This window comes from Alteromonas genovensis, from assembly GCF_010500895.1.
Lineage (GTDB): Bacteria > Pseudomonadota > Gammaproteobacteria > Enterobacterales > Alteromonadaceae > Alteromonas > Alteromonas genovensis.
In genome coordinates this window covers 22,555-40,433 of record NZ_JAAAWO010000015.1, presented here as the reverse complement: position 1 = coordinate 40,433, position 17,879 = coordinate 22,555, and the positions used below count along the sequence as shown (strand labels likewise).

Below are 17,879 nucleotides of genomic sequence, written 5' to 3'. Positions count from 1 at the left end.
CGGCGTTACTCTAATACGATTAACGCACCTGGTTTGGTTGGTACCTCGGTGTGGCTGAAGAGCTTTCTTCTTCATGATCAGCCGTTAATTCATCGCGCCTGCTAGGTCCCTGAAAACGCACCTTATAGGTATCGTATTCTCGTATAGACTCGAAGCAATAGCGCCCTAGCGCATTCTCTAGTTCTGCAAGGTTATGGTTGGTAATAAGAATACAGTTTTTCTTATTCACCAGTCTTTGACGTAAAAGATTACCAAACCAGCTTTGTGCGTTCTTTTTTAAGATGCTTTCGTTAACGCATACTTCATCGAGGATCAGCAAGTCAACGTTAAGAAGTTCGTGATGTATCTCTCTAAATCGTTGGCCTGCATTATCTGAGGCTGAAAAATCGAAAGAGAAATTTCGCATCTCCAAAATAGTAGAAAGCTGCCTGTACAACACAGATATTTCGTATTGGTCGATAAGCTGATGCGCAATTGCACCTGCAATATGTGATTTACCGCGCCCATAATCGCCGTAGAAAATCATCATGTGAGAGCCGCTTTGACGCCACGCAGGGTCATCATGTGCCGCGATAAATGACTGAGCAATGGATACCGCTTCTATTACATCATCGCTATCTTCAACGAGGTTAGAGAAGGTCCACTTAGGATTGAGATCGGAGCGCCCGTGTATGGCCTCCACACGCGCTTTCTTGCTGCGCTGCTGTAGTTGCGAGATCTCTTCATTAGCCTGCGCTTCATATTGCTTACGCAGCGTTTTGTAGTCGATGTATTCGTTATCCGGATCGACGGGCTTATTCAACGCCTTGGCTAAATTTGCGATTTTATCTGTAATGCGATCCATATTGAATTAACTCTTTTTTGATGAGGCGTACTTGGCGACTAACTTCTTAGCATTATCATCCGCTTCTATGCCTGCTGCAACTTTCACTTGCTGACTTCCCACAACTTTTGTTGCAGAGTAGCCAGACGCCAGTCTCTTACGCTTAATATTGTTAGCAAATTTTTGCGTCCACTGAAACTCACTAAATATAGAGCTAGGTCGCCCTAACCAGTACGCTACGAATTCTCCGATATCATTATCGTCAAAGGTTTTGTCAATAATGCCCAGTAAGTTCGCCATTTCTTTAAATAGGGCGCTGTTTGGTTTCCAGTCTTGGGTCATAGCGGTGTGCTGTTTGTGCAGCACATCAAAATCTGAAACAGGTTCGCTCAGTAAAGGCAGCAGTAATGTTTTGCCATTAATACTGCGCTCTAAGTCGATATCAAGGGGGAGGGTAACTAGGCCCACTTGTTCTAGCTGTTTTAGCAGGCTATTGATTTGTCTTCCTCGTAAATAGTGAGGCTCTTTGCTGTCACCGTTAAGTAGTGCTAGCAATGACTTATAATCAATAGCCGATGAAGACGTGGTAGCGGTGTTGGCATTTGTGCGCAGGCCCAGCATGTACAGCACGCGACAGTCATTGGAAATGGGAGACTGCAGAACCGTTAGTTCAGCTTGGGTAAGAGGTTTACTCATGCGGGGTCTAGTACGCCTTCAAACCATTCACTGGCGATGTCTTCTGGGATTGGATGCTCAAGCACATCAACATGAAGCGCTGGCGTATTAAGGGTACCGCCACACTCCGTGATGAGTGATTCCATGGTTTTAGCACCATAACAGAATGTGTCGTAGCTTGTATCGCCTAATCCCACAATATAGGCACTGACTGAGGACAGGTCAGTAGTTTTTAACTGCCCTGCAAAGGGCTGTATATTGTCGGGTAGTTCGCCAGCGCCGTGGGTGGAGGTACACACTAACCAGTGCGCCGATGTAGATATATTGTCAAGATTAGGCTCAAGGTGAATAGTGTAAGTAAAACCCTTTTGCTTTAATGTTTCTGCAAGGGCGTCTGCAACGTATTCCGCAGCACCTAACATTGTGCCAACTATAATTTCAAAGTGCTTAGTCATTAACTATTTACCAATACAAAAAGAAGAAAATATCTTTCCAAGAAGATCATCAGAGGTAAATTCACCCGTGATTTCGCAAAGTGCCTGATGGGCTAACCGCAATTCTTCGGCTAAAAGTTCACCCGCCATTGCATCATGCAGCTGTTGCTCTCCCGTTGTCACGTGATTATTTGCTTGGTCGAGTGCGTCAATGTGTCTACGGCGAGCAATAAATTGACCTTCGGTCGTCGTATCGAACCCCATGGTGGTTGCTAAATGAGACTTTAACGTATCAACGCCATCTCCCTGTTTAGCAGACAAATTGATAACAGAGATATCGCCTTGCTGGGTGGCAACGGTACTTTGGCCTACATCTAAAGTGCTTAAATCGGCTTTATTTCTTACTACAGTAACCGGAATACCTAGGGGTAAACGCTGCATAAACTCCGGCCAAATTTCGAACGGGTCGATGATAGATGTGGCCGTTGAATCTACTACAAAGAGAACGTGATCAGCATCGCTTATCGCTTGCCAGGCACGTTCAATACCAATTTGCTCTACTTTGTCGGGGCTTTCTCGCAGACCCGCCGTATCGATAATGTGAACGGGCATACCATCAATATGAATATGCTCTTTTAATACATCTCGGGTTGTACCGGCAATGTCGGTGACTATGGCACTTTCTCTACCTGCCAGTGCATTCAGTAAGCTTGATTTACCAGCATTGGGTCTACCGGCGATAACCACCTGCATACCTTCGCGTAAAAGAGAGCCTTGCTTTGCTTGCTCTCGCACTGAAGCCAAGCTTTGAACAATGGCTGAGAGGTCCCCAGACACTTTGCCATCAGAAAGAAAGTCTATTTCTTCTTCAGGAAAATCAATCGCCGCTTCAACATACATGCGAAGGTGAATAATTTGGTCGGATAAGGTTTGGATTTGTGTTGAAAACTCACCTTGAAGGGAGCGTAATGCACTGCGAGCAGCCTGTTGTGAACTTGCGTCTATTAAGTCAGCAATGGCCTCTGCCTGAGCTAAATCGAGCTTATCATTGAGAAAAGCTTGCTCGCTAAACTCGCCAGGATTGGCTAATCGAGCACAGCCTGTAGCGAGTACAGCGTTAATAAGCATGTCCATAACAACTTGACCGCCGTGCCCTTGAAGCTCAAGTACATCTTCGCCAGTAAATGAGTTAGGGCCCTTAAAGAAAAGCGCGATGCCTTGGTCTATGACGGTTTTTTTACTATCAATAAACGAAGTATAGGCAGCTTGTCTAGGTGTGAGTTCACAAGGCACTAACGCGTGTGCGACTTCTTTCGCCTTTGGGCCTGACACGCGAATAATTCCCACACCGCCTCGTCCTGGAGCCGTTGCCTGAGCAGTAATAGTGTCCGTTGAGAAGGTGAGTGAATCCATAATTAATCGCGAAAATTCTTAAATTGAAACGGTTGACCAAGGTCAGAAGATTTAACCAATGCCATTACTTGTTGAAGGTCGTCGCGTTTTTTACCCGTCACGCGCAGCTCTTCACCCTGAATCGCAGTTTGAACCTTAAGTTTGGCATCTTTAATCAGCTTAACGATTTTCTTCGCCATAGGCTGCTCAATACCCTCTTTAAACGCAATGGTTTGGCGATAGGTTTTGCCATGGGCATCAAAAGGTTTTACGTCTATGGAAGACGTATCCACATTTCGTTTTGAACAAGCCGTTCTAAACATGCTTTCCATTTGCTGAAGTTGAAATTCAGCCTCTGCTTTCATAACAACGGTTTTCTCTTTGTAATCAAAGCTAGCTTCAATTCCGCGAAAATCGAAACGCGTAGAAAGCTCTCTGCTTGCGTTTTCCGTCGCGTTTCGCACTTCTTCCATATTTATTTCTGAAACAATATCGAATGATGGCACAGTAAATTCCTCGTTAGACAAAACAGCCCGCTTAGGCGGGCTGTATAATTAAACAAACAATATGTTATTTATTGCTTATGCCCCGCTTCTCCATGGAAGCATAGATCATTTTGGCTTGAACCAGTGTGATGACATTACTCACCAACCAGTATAGTACCAGACCTGCAGGGAACCATAAGAAGAACACACTCATCATCACCGGCATCCACTGCATTATTTTTTGCTGCATAGGGTCGGTAATGGTAGTGGGTTGCAATTTTTGTAGTAAATACATGCTTGCACCAGTTAATACTGGCAACACAAAGTAGGGGTCTTTAGTCGATAAATCGGTTATCCATAGCACAAAGTCTGCGTGGCGAAGTTCAACACTTTCCATTAATACCCAATACAGGGCTAGGAAAATAGGCATTTGTAAAAGCAAAGGTAGACAGCCACCCATAGGGTTTACTTTTTCTTTGCGATACAACTCCATCATCGCTTGAGACATTTTTTGTCTATCGTCGCCAAAGCGGTCTTTAAGCTGCTGCATCTTAGGGGCTAAGTTACGCATACGGGCCATTGACTCGTATTGCTTTTTGGTTAGCCAATACATAGCGCCTTTAACCACAATAGTGATGAGGATGATTGCAACACCCCAGTTATTCACAAGGCTATGTAAGAAGGTAAGCAGTGAAAACAACGGCTGAGAAATCCAAAATAGAATGCCGTAATCAACAGTTAGGTCTAGACCTCGCGCTATTTTTGCAAGGTTATCTTGGTCTTTAGGACCCATATAGAGCGTTGAGGCAATTGTTTTAGTCTCACCGGCGTTGATGGTCTCGGCAGGTGAAAGCACACCAATAACTGCAAACTGATTATTAATATTGCGAGAATAAAGGGTGTTGGTTTGTTCTTGAGAAGGAACCCATGCAGACACGAAGTAGTGCTCTAGCATTCCCACCCAGCCAGCTTTAGTGGTTTTGCGAAGGTTTTCGTCTTCTATTTCATCAAAAGAATACTTATCGTATCTATCATCTTCTGTAGAGAATGCCGCACCGCGATAGGTCGGCATAAACATATTACCGTCGTCTTCAAAGTCCATAACCTGCTTTAGCTGGGCATATGGCTGAACGTTTGCAGCGGTGCTCGTTGCGTTTTGCACATCATAACTTACGTTCACATCGTAGTGGCCTTGGGTAAACGTAAAGGTTTTAGTAATTGAAAGACCCTGACTATTCTTCCATGTTAATGGGACCACTAAGGTATCGCCATTAAGCTGATAAGCGGATTGCTGTGCGGTATAAACGGGTCTGCCAGTTGCGCTAGCATCTGGGCCTTGCTTACCAATTAATCCACTTTGCGCAACGTACAACCCCATGCCCGAACGCAATAAACTGTAAGGCTCATCAGAACCCTGAGTCACTGGAAATTTTATTAGATTTGCAGAGATAACATCGCCGCCTAATAAATCGATACGCACATCTAGCGTGTCAGTTTTTACCTCGATAATGCGATTTGTGTTTTGCGTTTGAGCTATGGCTTGTGCAGCAGGTACACTATCGCTAGTAGGAACATCTTCACTTTGTGCTTCGTCAAAAGAAGGTACACCTTGATTTGCTTGTTGCGTCTGTTCTTGCTGAACAGGATTTATAGGCTGTGGCCCATAATCTTTTTGCCAAGCTTGCCATAGCAAAAAGGTAACTAGCGCTAGGCCAATTATCAGAAAACTGCGTTGCGATTCCATATAGGTCTCTTTATTTTGAGTGTTTATCTTGTTGTTTTTCTGGTACCGGATCGTAACCCCCGGCATGCAAAGGCTGACATTTTAATATGCGTTTAAACGATAACCAACCGCCTTTTACTAATCCGTGTGTTTTTAGTGCGTCTATAGCATACCAAGAACAGGACGGATGGAAACGACATCGTTGGCCTAAAACAGGCGAAATAAACCATTGATAAAACTTTATCAATGCCAAGGGAACTGCAATTAAGAGTTTCCGCAACGCTTGTTTAATTTTTTCCATAGCTTTTCTAAAGTTGCAAAAACTTCTTGGTTGCTAAGATTGTCGGCACCTGACTTACCTATAACGATAATATCTACATTTGGTAAGTGATGTTGTTTGTGTCTAAAACTTTCACGTACAAGTCGTTTGAGCCTATTTCTATCATGGGCTTTACGGACGCGTTTTTTCGCTATGGTAATACCGAGTCGCGAATTATTATGAGAGTTTTTTCTAGCTAGAATAGTAAAAGAGGGAGATACAGCTGGGGTTGCGTTATCAAACACATAAGTAAAGTGGGAGGGAGTCAACAGACGCAACTCCCTTGAAAAATTATTTTCGCCCACTTTTGGCGTCTTTCTAATTAAGCTGAAAGACGAGCGCGGCCTTTTGCACGGCGAGCTGCTAGTACTTTACGACCATTTTTAGTCGCCATACGAGCACGAAAACCGTGAGAACGCTTGCGCTTAAGATTGCTCGGTTGAAATGTTCTTTTCATGACCAAAGTCTCACTTATATTTAGTTACAAACATAGGCGTTTTTTGGTAACACATTATTTCATTATTAAAACAATGTGGAGTTATCACCAGAAAAGCCCATCGAAAAAGGACGCTGAATTCTAGAGATCTCGGGGGCTTGTGTCAATGCATAATGTAGCTTTTGGGGAGAATAATTGAACAATTTTTACTATTTTTTATTGAAATGAGTTATTTAAATTCATTAAGGCTGTGAATAACCCACTTTTCTAGCATAGGTTATCCACAATAGGGTGTGTACAATCATGAATGTGGGGATCAGATCAAGGGCTTTTATCTTATTTTTAGGTGTAAGAAAGTCTAAAGTAAGTTCGTTTTGATCTAAATGAAAAGATATTAATTTACAACGAGTTATCAATTTGATCGTGGCGATCTTCTGAGATCGGGATTTACTTTTTGTTGATAAAATAAGATAATCCACAGACTAGAACGATAATTTACTTTCTCGCGATTATTCAACATACCTTCTAAGAACGTTCACGGCTTCCTCTTACGCGATGTCGACACTACTCTATTTGGTTTTTCGCGAGCAACGGGAGCTAACAACGTACCATGTCCTTATGGAACCAATGTCTTGAACGCCTGCGTCAAGAACTACCGACGCAACAATTCAGTATGTGGATTAGACCGCTTGTTTGTGAAGAACAAGAGGGATATGTAGCTCTTTTTGCGCCGAACCGCTTTGTTTTAGATTGGGTGAGAGATAAATATTTAGATAATATTACGGGTCTTCTTCGTGAGTTTGCAGGTGAAAGTGCACCACAATTGCACCTTGAAGTAATGAATCGTCAACGAGTCAACAACTCGTCGCAACAGAATTCTGCTTCTTCATCAGGTATGTCTAAGTCTGCACCACGTCAGAACGCTTATCAGCACAGCGCGCAATCTCAGCCCGGTTCTAATCAATCAGGTTCTATACAACAAGAGCATTCTCAGTCTGCGTCGCAACCGCAGCAATCGTCAGCTAATCAGAGTCCGACTTCTCATAACCCTTATAGTCACAGTAATACGAACCAACATCATTCCCCGCAGAATATTGGTGGTTTCTCTAGGGGCAATGATTTTGCCGATAATAACTCTGGTGATAAAAGCTTCGGTGATAGAAGCTCTGGAGATAGCAGTTCTGGGGATAGGAACAGCAGTATAAATGCAAACAGCAGCCGTAGTTACCATGAGCAAAATAGAGCAGCTAATCAAGCGTCTGCGCCTCGTACTCAGCCATCGCCCAGGGTAGTACCTATTCCCGAGGCAATGAAGCATAAGAGCAATATCAACCCAACCTATCAATTTGATAATTTTGTTGAGGGTAAATCAAACCAACTTGCTCGTGCGGCCGCTACGCAAGTAGCGAATAATCCTGGTGGTTCATATAACCCACTGTTTATATATGGTGGCACCGGCTTGGGTAAAACTCACTTATTGCATGCAGTAGGTAACGGTATTGTTGCAAATAATGGTGACGCAAAGATTGTTTACATGCACTCCGAACGATTCGTGCAAGACATGGTGAAAGCATTGCAGAATAACGCTATCGAAGATTTTAAGCGTTTCTACCGCTCTGTTGATGCTCTGCTTATTGATGATATTCAATTTTTTGCCAATAAAGAGCGATCCCAAGAAGAGTTCTTTCATACCTTCAATGCGTTGTTGGAAGGAAATCAGCAGATCATTTTGACATCGGATCGTTATCCCAAAGAGATCGATGGCGTTGAGGATCGCTTAAAATCTCGGTTTGGATGGGGCTTGACCATTGCGATCGAACCGCCAGAACTTGAAACACGGGTTGCGATCTTAATGCGTAAAGCTGCAGAGAATCGCATTCACCTCCCTAATGAAGTGGCATTCTTTATTGCGAAACGATTGCGTTCTAATGTTAGGGAATTAGAAGGGGCATTAAATCGGGTTATTGCCAATGCTAATTTTACCGGTCGACCCATTACTATTGATTTTGTCAGAGAGGCATTGCGTGATCTCCTCGCTTTACAAGAAAAGCTTGTAACTGTTGATAATATTCAGAAAACCGTGGCAGATTATTATAAGATAAAGGTAGCTGATATTTTATCTAAGCGAAGAAGTAGAAGTGTTGCCCGTCCTCGTCAAGTTGCAATGGCGCTGGCCAAAGAGTTGACCAACCACAGCTTACCAGAACTCGGTAATGCCTTTGGTGGAAGGGACCATACTACGGTACTCCATGCGTGTAGAAAAATAGAGCAGCTAAGAGAAGAAAGTCATGATATAAAAGAAGACTATAAAAACCTCATTAGGACATTGTCTTCCTAAATAATACGACCTTAGAGGCGAGATAGCACTGCGATGAAATTTACTATAAGCCGCGAACAGTTTTTACAACCCCTCCAACTCGTGTCTGGTGCTGTTGAGCGTAGACACACGTTGCCTATTTTATCTAACGTACTGATTAAAGTTAGCGAAGGCGCATTGTGGTTAACCGGTACAGATTTAGAGGTTGAGCTTATTTCAAGCATTAAGCTTGAATCTGAATTTACCGAAGGGGAAATTACCGTACCTGCCAAAAAGCTTTTTGATATTATTCGTGGCATTTCTGAAGGTACTGATATTCACTTCTCCATCGATGGCAGTAAAGCACTCATTAGAGCTGGCCGCGGTCGTTACACTCTATCCACTTTGTCTGCCAGCGACTATCCAAATTTGGAAGACTGGGAAGGTGAGGTTGAGTTCGAACTGTCTTGCAGTGACCTTAAACGTCTAATCGATTCGACTAGTTTTTCAATGGCGCAGCAAGACGTGCGCTATTATTTGAATGGAATGTCGCTAGAGACCGAGGAAAATGTCATTCGCACAGTGGCGACAGATGGCCATAGATTAGCGCTTTGTCGTCTTAACTATGAAACTGCATTACCGGCACGCCAAGTCATTATTCCTAGAAAGGGCGTATTAGAAATTTCTCGGTTAATCTCTGACGATGATAAATCGTTAAAGGTGCAGATTGGTGCCAATCATCTTCGTATATTTTCAAATGACTTTATTTTTACGTCAAAATTAGTAGACGGGCGTTTCCCTGATTATCGTAGGGTACTTCCTCAAAATGGCGACAAAGAAATTATTGCCAGCAAAGCGGTGTTAAAAGAAGCTTTTTCACGCGCAGCAATTCTATCGAATGAAAAATTCAGAGGCGTTCGCTTAAATCTTGCTACTGGCGAGCTGAAAATTACGGCCAACAACCCAGAGCAAGAAGAGGCTGAGGAAAACGTAGACGTGCAGTACGAAGGCGATGACCTTGAAATTGGCTTCAACGTTGCGTACCTCATTGATGTATTGAATTCTTTAAATTCAGATATGGTTAAGGTTAGCCTGTCTGATTCAAATGCGAGTGCGTTAATTGAAGATAATGCCGATGACGCTGCGCTTTATGTCATCATGCCTATGCGTTTGTAGCATTGCAGAAAGTAACAACATTAATTTAAGGCCTACAGCATTATTTTAATTGCTATCGATAGAGCGGTGCATTGGTTATCAATGTATCGCTTTTATTCCCTTTAGAGTTCTATTATGAAATTGGACCAGGTCCAAATTGCGAACTTCCGTAATTTGACGTCTATTAGTTTCTCCCCGTCTCCTTCTTTAACTATCATCCAAGGTGTTAACGGTAGCGGTAAATCGTCTCTTATAGAGGCGCTTTATTATCTTGGGTTTGGCCGTTCTTTTCGCACCAACAAACACAGCGCTGTCATTCAACACGATAAGAATGAGTTTAGTGTATTTGCATCGTGTCATAACGAAAATGGTGATAAGCAAAAGATAGGGTTTCAGCGAACAAGGGGAGACCAATTTACCTGTAGTATCGATGGTGAACATTCTAAAAAGCTTTCAGATTTAGTGAGCTTGGTACCTATTCAATTATTCACGCCGCAAAGTACTGACCTCATTATAGGCTCTCCTTCTGAAAGACGTCGGTTTTGTGACTGGGGATTGTTTCACGTGAAACATGAGTTTCAGTCGGTAGCGAATCAATACGCCAAGTTCTTAAAGCATAGAAATGCACTACTAAAACAGCAGGCTAATCTATCTGCTCCAGAAAACCAGTATTGGGAAAGTCAATTCGCGTTGTTAGGCGAAAAACTTACTGAGATTAGAGAAAAGTACCTGCGGTCATTGACACCAATATTTGAAAAATACGCTAAAGAATTCTTACCAACCTTTGAGGTAAAACTGAGTTACTATAAAGGATGGGAAAAAGATGCGTCTTTATCAGAAAGCCTAGTTAAAAAGAAAGAGTATGATGGTAAAATAGGACATACTTCTTCTGGGCCGCACAAAGCTGATGTTAAGCTTAAAGTGAATGGTGTTAATGCCCAAGAGCTGTTATCCCGAGGTCAGCTTAGAATGGCTGTCGCGGCGTTACAAATGTCACAAACAGAATTATTTAATACCACTACAAATAGAAAAAGTATTTTTCTGTTAGATGACGTCGGTGCAGAACTAGACGCCGATAAAAGAGAACAATTTATTGACGGGTTATTAAGGATGGACACGCAGGTTTTCGTTACTGCAATTGAGTCCACTCAACTCGAATTTATACAAAAATACAACGAAAAGAAAATGTTTCACGTGGAACATGGAAACGTGAAAGAGGAGTAAAAGCTAGTATGTCAGAAGAGAACAACTACGACTCGTCCAGTATTAAGGTACTTAAAGGATTAGACGCTGTAAGAAAACGTCCGGGTATGTACATTGGTGATACCGATGACGGCACCGGTTTGCATCACATGGTTTTTGAGGTGGTCGACAATTCAATTGACGAAGCACTTGCTGGTCATTGTTCTGAAATTGTCGTGCTTATACACAGCGACGGTTCTATTTCTGTATCTGATGATGGCCGCGGTATACCAACTGAGCTTCATGAAGAAGAGGGTGTTTCTGCAGCCGAAGTTATCATGACGGTTCTACATGCTGGCGGTAAGTTTGATGATAACTCATATAAAGTTTCTGGCGGCCTTCACGGTGTTGGTGTTTCTGTTGTAAATGCACTTTCAAGCCGACTCAAGTTACGCATCCGTCGCGGCGGTAAAGCCCATGAGCAAGAATATAAGCATGGTGTTCCACAAGAACCATTAGCAGTAACTGGCGATACAGATAAAAGTGGAACTATGATCCGCTTCTGGCCAAGCGAAGAAACATTCACCAATACCCTTTATCATTACGATATTCTTGCTAAACGTTTACGCGAACTTTCATTCTTGAATTCTGGCGTATCGATTAAGCTGAAAGACGAAAGAGACGGTAAAGAGGACCACTTCAAATACGAAGGTGGTATCAAAGCGTTTGTCGAATATCTCAATGATAAAAAGACAGCTATTCACCAAAAAGTGTTCCATTTTAGTGCTGAACGGGAAGACGGTATTAGCGTTGAAGTTGCTATGCAGTGGAACGATAGCTTCCAAGAAAATGTATTTTGTTTTACCAATAATATTCCACAGCGCGATGGCGGAAGCCATTTAGCCGGTTTTCGTGGCGCCTTAACACGTACGTTAAATAACTACATGGAGAAGGAAGGGTTAAACAAGAAAGCAAAGACTAACGCCAGTGGCGATGATGCTCGAGAAGGTCTAACCGCTGTCATTTCTGTGAAAGTCCCTGATCCTAAGTTTAGCTCGCAAACAAAAGATAAACTGGTTTCTTCAGAGGTTCGTCCTGTGGTTGAATCAGCGATGAATGAAAAGCTTGCAGAGTTTCTTTTAGAAAACCCCTCTGAAAGTAAAATTATCGCGAACAAGATAATCGATGCTGCTCGCGCTCGTGAAGCAGCTCGAAAAGCCCGTGATATGACTCGTCGAAAGGGCGCCCTAGATTTAGCAGGTCTTCCTGGTAAGCTTGCTGATTGCCAGGAAAAAGACCCAGCATTGAGTGAGCTTTATATCGTGGAAGGTGACTCTGCTGGCGGTTCAGCCAAGCAGGGCAGAAACAGAAAAAACCAAGCTATTCTTCCGCTTAAAGGTAAGATTCTAAACGTAGAAAAAGCGCGCTTTGATAAAATGCTATCTTCTCAAGAAGTGGCAACGCTGATTACCGCTCTTGGTTGTGGGATTGGACGTGATGAATACAACCCTGAAAAGTTGCGCTACCACAGCATCATTATCATGACGGATGCGGATGTGGACGGTTCTCATATTCGAACGCTGCTACTGACTTTCTTCTACCGTCAAATGCCAGAAATTATTGAGCGTGGGTACGTGTATATTGCTCAGCCACCACTTTATAAAGTGAAAAAGGGCAAGCAAGAACAGTATTTGAAAGATGATGATTCATTAACAAATTACCTAACGTCCATAGCGGTAGATGGTTCTTCATTACACACTAGTTCTGATGACCCAGGCATTTCGGGTGTTGGTCTTGAGAACCTTGTTAAGCAGTATCAAGCCGTGGAAAAAATGATTAATCGTATGAAGCGATTAATGCCACAGTCTATGCTTTATAGAATGCTATATACGCCAACACTTGACGTCCAAGATTTGAAAAATGAGGACGCGCTAGAAAACGTCGCTAAGCACTTTGTTGCTCAGCTTACTGAACGCGAGAACGATGGTGCGACGTACAGTTATGAAATTAGACGCGATCAAGAGTTAAGCGAATATTACATTACTATTATTATGCGTATGCACGGTATCGACTACGAGTATATTATTGATAGAGAGTTTATTGATTCTAACGAGTATGCACGTTTACGTGACTTGAACCTTGCTATCAACGATATGATGGGATCTGAAGCTTATATTCAGCGTGGGGAGCGTAAGCAACCCGTAGACTCATTTAAAGCAGCTCTTGATTGGTTAATGAATGAAGCTAAACGCGGTCAGTACATTCAGCGCTATAAAGGTCTTGGTGAAATGAATCCGAGCCAATTATGGGAAACTACAATGGACCCAGACAGCCGTCGCATGCTTCAAGTTACCATTGAGGATGCTATTAGCTGTGATCAATTGTTCACGACGCTAATGGGCGACCAGGTTGAACCTCGTAGAGAGTTCATTGAAGCGAATGCACTGAAAGTTGCAAACCTTGACGTATAGGTTGTTGGTTTAACCCTAGTCAAAAAGTAACACCGTTTGCTAAAGCAAAGTACTTCAGCTTTAGATGGCGTTAAAATAAAAAAGGCGATTTATTAAAATCGCCTTTTTTTGTGAAAAAAAGAAATAGATAAGCTGGTGAAAGAAAAAGCCAATGCTATATTTGAGTCACTTTAAGTGCCACTTCTTTTGAGCCAGCGTGACGAATAACAAAGCGATACATACCAGTAGATGATGGAGTGAATTGAAGGTTCTCTGAGCCTTGCTCACAGGCTAAGTAAACTGTTGTGCCTAACATTACAGGTTGACCTTTGTACTTGCCTCCACAGCTTTGTGAAGGCGTCCAATTAGCATCAGATAATCTGAAGTCGTAAGGTTGCCCATCTGCAATTAACTCAACATCAACTGACCATGCTGCTTCATTGTTATCAACCCCTTTACGGGTAAATTTATAGCTAGGGTCGGCTTCCCACCAATTAAAAACCCCTCTGAGATACATATTCTCAAACTCTATAGCAGGTGATGAAGATGGGAGCTCTGGAATGCTAAACCCACCTTTGCTTGAACACGCTGAGAGTGAAAGACAACACAATAAAACTGACAATAACTTTTTCACTAATACTCCAGATATAAAAAAGCCCAACAGAGTCGGGCTTTTAATTTCACTTTACGAGATATTGTTATCTCATAAATTTAGCCTAAGACTTCGCAAGTATAGAAATATCTGCGGTAGTAAGGAAAAGTTGCCTTAAAAGCGTCAACAACGCAAGTCTGTTTTTCTTAACCGCATCGTCTTCTGCCATGACCATAACGTTATCGAAGAAATCATCAATAGCGACACGCAGCGTTGCAAGAGTGGTAAGAATAGCCGTGTAATCTTGCGAACCAAGCGCATCACTCACTTTCTCTTCTGACTCAGTCAGTGCTTCAAATAACGCTTTTTCTGATGTTTCTGAAAGAAGGGCATCATTAATGTGTACTGTAGCGTCAATATCGACATGTTGCTTTGCCAGAATATTCGCTACGCGTTTATTTGCTGCCGCTAGAGCTTCAGACTCATCTAACGATTTAAATAGAGCCACAGCATTAATTCGCGCAAGGTAGTCAGCTGGCTTAGTAGGGCGTCTTGCCGCGACCGACTGAATAACATCAATCGCTATCTGCTTATCCTGAAGTAATGCTGTAAAACGACCAAGGACAAAATCTACAACCTGTGAGTGTGCTTTGTCATTTGAAAGTTTTTCTCCATAAACTTCAATTGATTTTGTTACTAATGTAGTTAAATCAAGTGGAAGTGATAACTCTGTGATAATACGCAGTACACCAATGGCTGCACGGCGAAGGGCAAATGGGTCTTTGTCACCTTTAGGCAGCTGGCCAATACCAAATATACCAACTAAGGTATCTAGCTTATCAGCAAGCGCTACCGAGGCGCTGACGCCGTTACTCGGAAGAGTATCACCGGCGAAACGAGGCATATACTGTTCATATAGGGCTTGTGCAACGTCAGAGTGCTCATTGTCGTTTAAGGCATAGTATTTTCCCATTACGCCCTGTACGTCTGGAAATTCCATAACCATGTTAGACATGAGGTCTGCTTTAGCTAGCAGTCCGGCACGAGTCGCATGTGCTTCGTCTGCATTTATTTGTGCTGCAATAAAGCCTGACAGCACAGAGATGCGCTCTGATTTTTCTTTAAGCGTACCGAGCTGCTTTTGAAATAGCACGGTGCCAAGGCTATTAAGACGGCTCTCTAAGGATACTTTTCTATCGCTGTTATAGAAGAACTCAGCATCAGCTAGGCGAGGGCGGATAACCTTTTCATTGCCTGAAATGACCTGAATAGGATCGCTACTTTCAATATTACTCACAAATAGAAAGGTATTCACCAAGTCGCCATTGGCGTCAAGAAGAGGAACATATTTTTGGTCGTCTTTCATCGTATAGATGAGCGCTTCTTTTGGTACCGCTAGGAAGCCCTCATCAAACCCTGCCTGCATCACCACTGGCCATTCAACAAGTGAAGCAATCTCTTCCAATAAAGCTTCATCATAGTCCGGCTTTAGGGATAACGCTGCAGCAGCGTCTTCTAACTGTTGACGAGTTTTCGCTTTACGCGCTTCAAAGTCTGCAATGACATATTGCGACTCAAGAGCCGTTGCATAATTATCAGCATGATCAAGCTCGAATCGAGCTTCGCCGTGGAAGCGGTGTCCCTGTACGGTTCTGCTACTTGCTAAACCAAGGGTGCTGATATTGATAACTTCGCTGCCATAAAGTACGCAAAGCGTATGGACAGGGCGAATGAATTGCGTGCTATGACTACCCCATCGCATAGGCTTTGGAATAGGTAGTTTGCTTATGGCCTGATTGACTAAACCCTCAAGAAGGGTACTTACACCTTGACCTGGAACGTGTGCCTTATACAGCAACCATTCGCCTTTGTCTGTGACCAGACGCTCTGCATCAGCAACGTCAATTCCATTGCCACGTGCCCAGCCTTGTGCCGCTTTAGTGGGGTTGCCATCTGCATCGAAGGCTGCGCTTACCGCTGGGCCTCTTTTTTCAACGACTTTATCTTCTTGACCTTCTGCCAAGTCAGAAACATAAACCGCTAAACGCCTAGGCGCGGCGAACCAGCTTACTGAACCAAAAGGAAGGTTGGCAGTGGTAAGTGCTAATTCAAACTGTTGAGCAAATGCTTCACCAAGTGTTTTAAGTGCCTTTGGTGGTAGCTCTTCAGTTCCTAATTCAACTAAACAATTTTCCGTACGCACGCCTATGCCTCCTTGTTGCAAAGCGGAAAGCCTAATGCTTCGCGAGCTTGGTAATAACTTTCAGCACACGCCTTTGCTAACGCACGTACTCGTAGAATGTAACGCTGCCTTTCAGTTACTGATATAGCGTGACGAGCGTCTAGTAGATTAAACGCTTGAGACGCTTTCATAACCTGTTCGTAAGCCGGCAAAGGAAGATTGTTTTCAATCAAAATCTCGCTCTGCGCCTCACATTCATCAAACGTTCTAAACAATGCCTCTACATTGGCATGTTCAAAATTATACGTTGATTGCTCAACTTCGTTTTGATGGAACACATCTCTGTAGGTCACTTTACCAAGAGGGCCATCTGTCCACACGAGGTCGTAAATACTGTCTACGCCCTGCACGTACATGGCTAAACGTTCTAAGCCGTAAGTGATCTCTCCGGTAACAGGCTTACACTCGATACCGCCAACTTGTTGGAAATAGGTAAACTGAGTGACTTCCATACCATTTAGCCACACTTCCCAGCCTAAGCCCCATGCGCCAAGTGTTGGTGATTCCCAGTTGTCTTCAACAAAACGAATATCATGTACAAGTGGGTCGAAACCTAATTCTTTCAAAGATCCCAGATACAATTCTTGAATATTATCAGGTGAGGGCTTTAGCATCACCTGGAACTGATAGTAATGCTGTAGGCGATTCGGGTTCTCACCATAGCGACCGTCTGTAGGTCGACGACATGGCTGAACATAAGCACTGCTCATTGGCTCAGGACCTAACGAGCGTAGGAATGTCATAGGGTGAAATGTGCCTGCACCCACTTCCATATCTAAAGGCTGTATTATTACGCAGCCTTGACGCGCCCAGTAGTCTTGAAGCGCTAGGATTAACCCTTGAAAGGTTTTAATATCGTATTTCTGCATACATCCGCTGCTTATTAGTTAGCTGTCATAAAAAAGATGGCTTAGTATACAATTTGTGACGCGGAGTATGTAGGTGTAACGGGTGAAAAAAAGCCTAGAAAGCCGGTATTACAACAAGGATTTAATATTTGATGGCAAGTAACGCAGTAAAGCGGTGTGCGTGGGTGACTGATGACCCTATTTACCAGGCATATCACGACAATGAGTGGGGCATACCAGAAACCAATAGTCAGGCGTTATTTGCTAAATTGTGCCTCGACGGCCAACAAGCCGGCTTATCCTGGCTTACCATTCTTAAGAAGCAAAAAAACTACGAGCGCGCTTTCTATAATTTTGAGCCAAGCGCTATTGCCCAAATGACTGAAGACGACGTAGAAAGGTTAATGCACGATACCGGTATTGTGAGAAACAGACTAAAAATTAAGTCTATCATTCGAAATGCAAAAGCCTTTTTGGAGATAGAAAAGTCGCAGCCTTTTAATCAGTATATTTGGCAATTTACAGATGGAAAGACACTAGTGAATAATTGGCAGTCTCATGACGATGTTCCAACGTCGACAGAAGAGTCTAAAGCAATGTCAAAAGCATTGAAAAAGGCGGGCTTTAACTTTGTTGGTGAAACTATTTGTTATGCATTTATGCAGGCAGTTGGAATGGTGAACGATCATGAGACAGGATGTCATTGCTATGAAGCAACCTCAAAGCTTGCCATAAAGAGTGTGACGTAAGGCTTCTACAGTAAGGGGGGCTACGTAAGGAATGCTCATCTCGTAAGAGATACACAGGCTTTTTAGTTGAGCAGTTCA

The 17,879-nt window shown here is 43.0% G+C and carries 17 protein-coding genes; 5 read left to right on the top strand and 12 right to left on the bottom strand.

The window, feature by feature from the left end; genetic code table 11:
- Positions 1 to 19: 19 nt before the first annotated feature.
- The 9 genes from GTQ48_RS16175 to rpmH all read right to left on the bottom strand — a co-directional run bounded on the left by GTQ48_RS16175 (position 20) and on the right by rpmH (position 6,308).
- Entirely contained in the window at positions 20 to 844 is an 825-nt protein-coding gene (locus GTQ48_RS16175; RefSeq protein ID WP_163107598.1) for an ATP-binding protein, read from the bottom strand.
- Between the two features lie 6 nt (positions 845 to 850).
- On the bottom strand, positions 851 to 1,519 hold the full coding sequence (locus tag GTQ48_RS16170) for a DnaT-like ssDNA-binding domain-containing protein (RefSeq protein ID WP_163107597.1): 669 nt from the start codon (positions 1,517 to 1,519) through the stop codon (positions 851 to 853).
- A complete protein-coding gene (gene mioC, locus GTQ48_RS16165) occupies positions 1,516 to 1,953 on the bottom strand; it encodes an FMN-binding protein MioC (RefSeq protein WP_163107596.1) in 438 nt (145 codons plus the stop codon). Before mioC ends, GTQ48_RS16170 begins: the two co-directional genes overlap by 4 nt.
- Positions 1,954 to 1,956: 3 nt before the next feature.
- The gene (mnmE, locus tag GTQ48_RS16160) at positions 1,957 to 3,345 is read right to left on the bottom strand and encodes a tRNA uridine-5-carboxymethylaminomethyl(34) synthesis GTPase MnmE (protein ID WP_163107595.1); all 1,389 of its coding nucleotides are present in this window, start codon (positions 3,343 to 3,345) and stop codon (positions 1,957 to 1,959) included.
- A 2-nt stretch (positions 3,346 to 3,347) separates the two neighbouring features.
- Complete coding sequence (locus tag GTQ48_RS16155) at positions 3,348 to 3,830, bottom strand: YajQ family cyclic di-GMP-binding protein (protein ID WP_163107594.1); 483 nt, start codon at positions 3,828 to 3,830, stop codon at positions 3,348 to 3,350.
- A gap of 64 nt (positions 3,831 to 3,894) precedes the next feature.
- Complete coding sequence (yidC, locus tag GTQ48_RS16150; RefSeq protein ID WP_163107593.1) at positions 3,895 to 5,553, bottom strand: membrane protein insertase YidC; 1,659 nt, start codon at positions 5,551 to 5,553, stop codon at positions 3,895 to 3,897.
- 10 nt (positions 5,554 to 5,563) lie between these two features.
- Positions 5,564 to 5,833, bottom strand: a complete 270-nt coding sequence (gene yidD / locus GTQ48_RS16145; protein ID WP_081926608.1) for a membrane protein insertion efficiency factor YidD — start codon at positions 5,831 to 5,833, stop codon at positions 5,564 to 5,566.
- A complete protein-coding gene (rnpA, locus tag GTQ48_RS16140) occupies positions 5,797 to 6,156 on the bottom strand; it encodes a ribonuclease P protein component (protein WP_032095234.1) in 360 nt (119 codons plus the stop codon). Before rnpA ends, yidD begins: the two co-directional genes overlap by 37 nt.
- A gap of 17 nt (positions 6,157 to 6,173) precedes the next feature.
- Positions 6,174 to 6,308 carry a 50S ribosomal protein L34 gene (gene rpmH, locus GTQ48_RS16135; RefSeq protein WP_014290886.1) on the bottom strand — a complete coding sequence of 45 codons (135 nt, stop codon included), beginning with the start codon at positions 6,306 to 6,308 and terminating at the stop codon, positions 6,174 to 6,176.
- A gap of 589 nt (positions 6,309 to 6,897) precedes the next feature.
- On the opposite strand from rpmH, the gene dnaA reads away from it, so the two are divergent.
- The 4 genes from dnaA to gyrB all read left to right on the top strand — a co-directional run bounded on the left by dnaA (position 6,898) and on the right by gyrB (position 13,391).
- Complete coding sequence (gene dnaA, locus GTQ48_RS16130; RefSeq protein WP_163107592.1) at positions 6,898 to 8,625, top strand: chromosomal replication initiator protein DnaA; 1,728 nt, start codon at positions 6,898 to 6,900, stop codon at positions 8,623 to 8,625.
- 33 nt (positions 8,626 to 8,658) lie between these two features.
- Entirely contained in the window at positions 8,659 to 9,759 is a 1,101-nt protein-coding gene (gene dnaN, locus GTQ48_RS16125; RefSeq protein ID WP_163107591.1) for a DNA polymerase III subunit beta, read from the top strand.
- 114 nt (positions 9,760 to 9,873) lie between these two features.
- Positions 9,874 to 10,962: a DNA replication/repair protein RecF gene (recF, locus tag GTQ48_RS16120; RefSeq protein ID WP_163107590.1), complete on the top strand. Its 1,089-nt coding sequence runs from the start codon at positions 9,874 to 9,876 to the stop codon at positions 10,960 to 10,962.
- 8 nt (positions 10,963 to 10,970) lie between these two features.
- A complete protein-coding gene (gyrB, locus tag GTQ48_RS16115; protein WP_163107589.1) occupies positions 10,971 to 13,391 on the top strand; it encodes a DNA topoisomerase (ATP-hydrolyzing) subunit B in 2,421 nt (806 codons plus the stop codon).
- Between the two features lie 154 nt (positions 13,392 to 13,545).
- Here the strand turns inward: gyrB and GTQ48_RS16110 are convergent, their stop codons facing one another.
- The 3 genes from GTQ48_RS16110 to glyQ form a co-directional block, all read right to left on the bottom strand.
- Entirely contained in the window at positions 13,546 to 14,004 is a 459-nt protein-coding gene (locus tag GTQ48_RS16110; RefSeq protein ID WP_163107588.1) for an early set domain-containing protein, read from the bottom strand.
- 82 nt (positions 14,005 to 14,086) lie between these two features.
- Positions 14,087 to 16,165, bottom strand: a complete 2,079-nt coding sequence (glyS, locus tag GTQ48_RS16105; RefSeq protein WP_163107587.1) for a glycine--tRNA ligase subunit beta — start codon at positions 16,163 to 16,165, stop codon at positions 14,087 to 14,089.
- Between the two features lie 2 nt (positions 16,166 to 16,167).
- Positions 16,168 to 17,073, bottom strand: a complete 906-nt coding sequence (gene glyQ / locus GTQ48_RS16100) for a glycine--tRNA ligase subunit alpha (RefSeq protein ID WP_032095227.1) — start codon at positions 17,071 to 17,073, stop codon at positions 16,168 to 16,170.
- A 131-nt stretch (positions 17,074 to 17,204) separates the two neighbouring features.
- On the opposite strand from glyQ, the gene GTQ48_RS16095 reads away from it, so the two are divergent.
- Positions 17,205 to 17,801, top strand: a complete 597-nt coding sequence (locus GTQ48_RS16095) for a DNA-3-methyladenine glycosylase I (RefSeq protein ID WP_163107586.1) — start codon at positions 17,205 to 17,207, stop codon at positions 17,799 to 17,801.
- The last annotated feature ends 78 nt before the right edge of the window (positions 17,802 to 17,879 follow it).

Bases quoted from the DNA above. Each gene is read 5' to 3' on its own strand.
- dnaN (WP_163107591.1), top strand. From the start codon at position 8,659: ATGAAATTTACTATAAGCCGCGAACAGTTTTTACAACCCCTCCAACTC.
- yidD (WP_081926608.1), bottom strand. From the start codon at position 5,833: ATGGAAAAAATTAAACAAGCGTTGCGGAAACTCTTAATTGCAGTTCCC.
- glyQ (WP_032095227.1), bottom strand. From the start codon at position 17,073: ATGCAGAAATACGATATTAAAACCTTTCAAGGGTTAATCCTAGCGCTT.
- gyrB (WP_163107589.1), top strand. From the start codon at position 10,971: ATGTCAGAAGAGAACAACTACGACTCGTCCAGTATTAAGGTACTTAAA.
- rpmH (WP_014290886.1), bottom strand. From the start codon at position 6,308: ATGAAAAGAACATTTCAACCGAGCAATCTTAAGCGCAAGCGTTCTCAC.
- mnmE (WP_163107595.1), bottom strand. From the start codon at position 3,345: ATGGATTCACTCACCTTCTCAACGGACACTATTACTGCTCAGGCAACG.
- yidC (WP_163107593.1), bottom strand. From the start codon at position 5,553: ATGGAATCGCAACGCAGTTTTCTGATAATTGGCCTAGCGCTAGTTACC.
- GTQ48_RS16175 (WP_163107598.1), bottom strand. From the start codon at position 844: ATGGATCGCATTACAGATAAAATCGCAAATTTAGCCAAGGCGTTGAAT.
- GTQ48_RS16095 (WP_163107586.1), top strand. From the start codon at position 17,205: ATGGCAAGTAACGCAGTAAAGCGGTGTGCGTGGGTGACTGATGACCCT.
- dnaA (WP_163107592.1), top strand. From the start codon at position 6,898: ATGTCCTTATGGAACCAATGTCTTGAACGCCTGCGTCAAGAACTACCG.
- GTQ48_RS16170 (WP_163107597.1), bottom strand. From the start codon at position 1,519: ATGAGTAAACCTCTTACCCAAGCTGAACTAACGGTTCTGCAGTCTCCC.
- mioC (WP_163107596.1), bottom strand. From the start codon at position 1,953: ATGACTAAGCACTTTGAAATTATAGTTGGCACAATGTTAGGTGCTGCG.
- recF (WP_163107590.1), top strand. From the start codon at position 9,874: ATGAAATTGGACCAGGTCCAAATTGCGAACTTCCGTAATTTGACGTCT.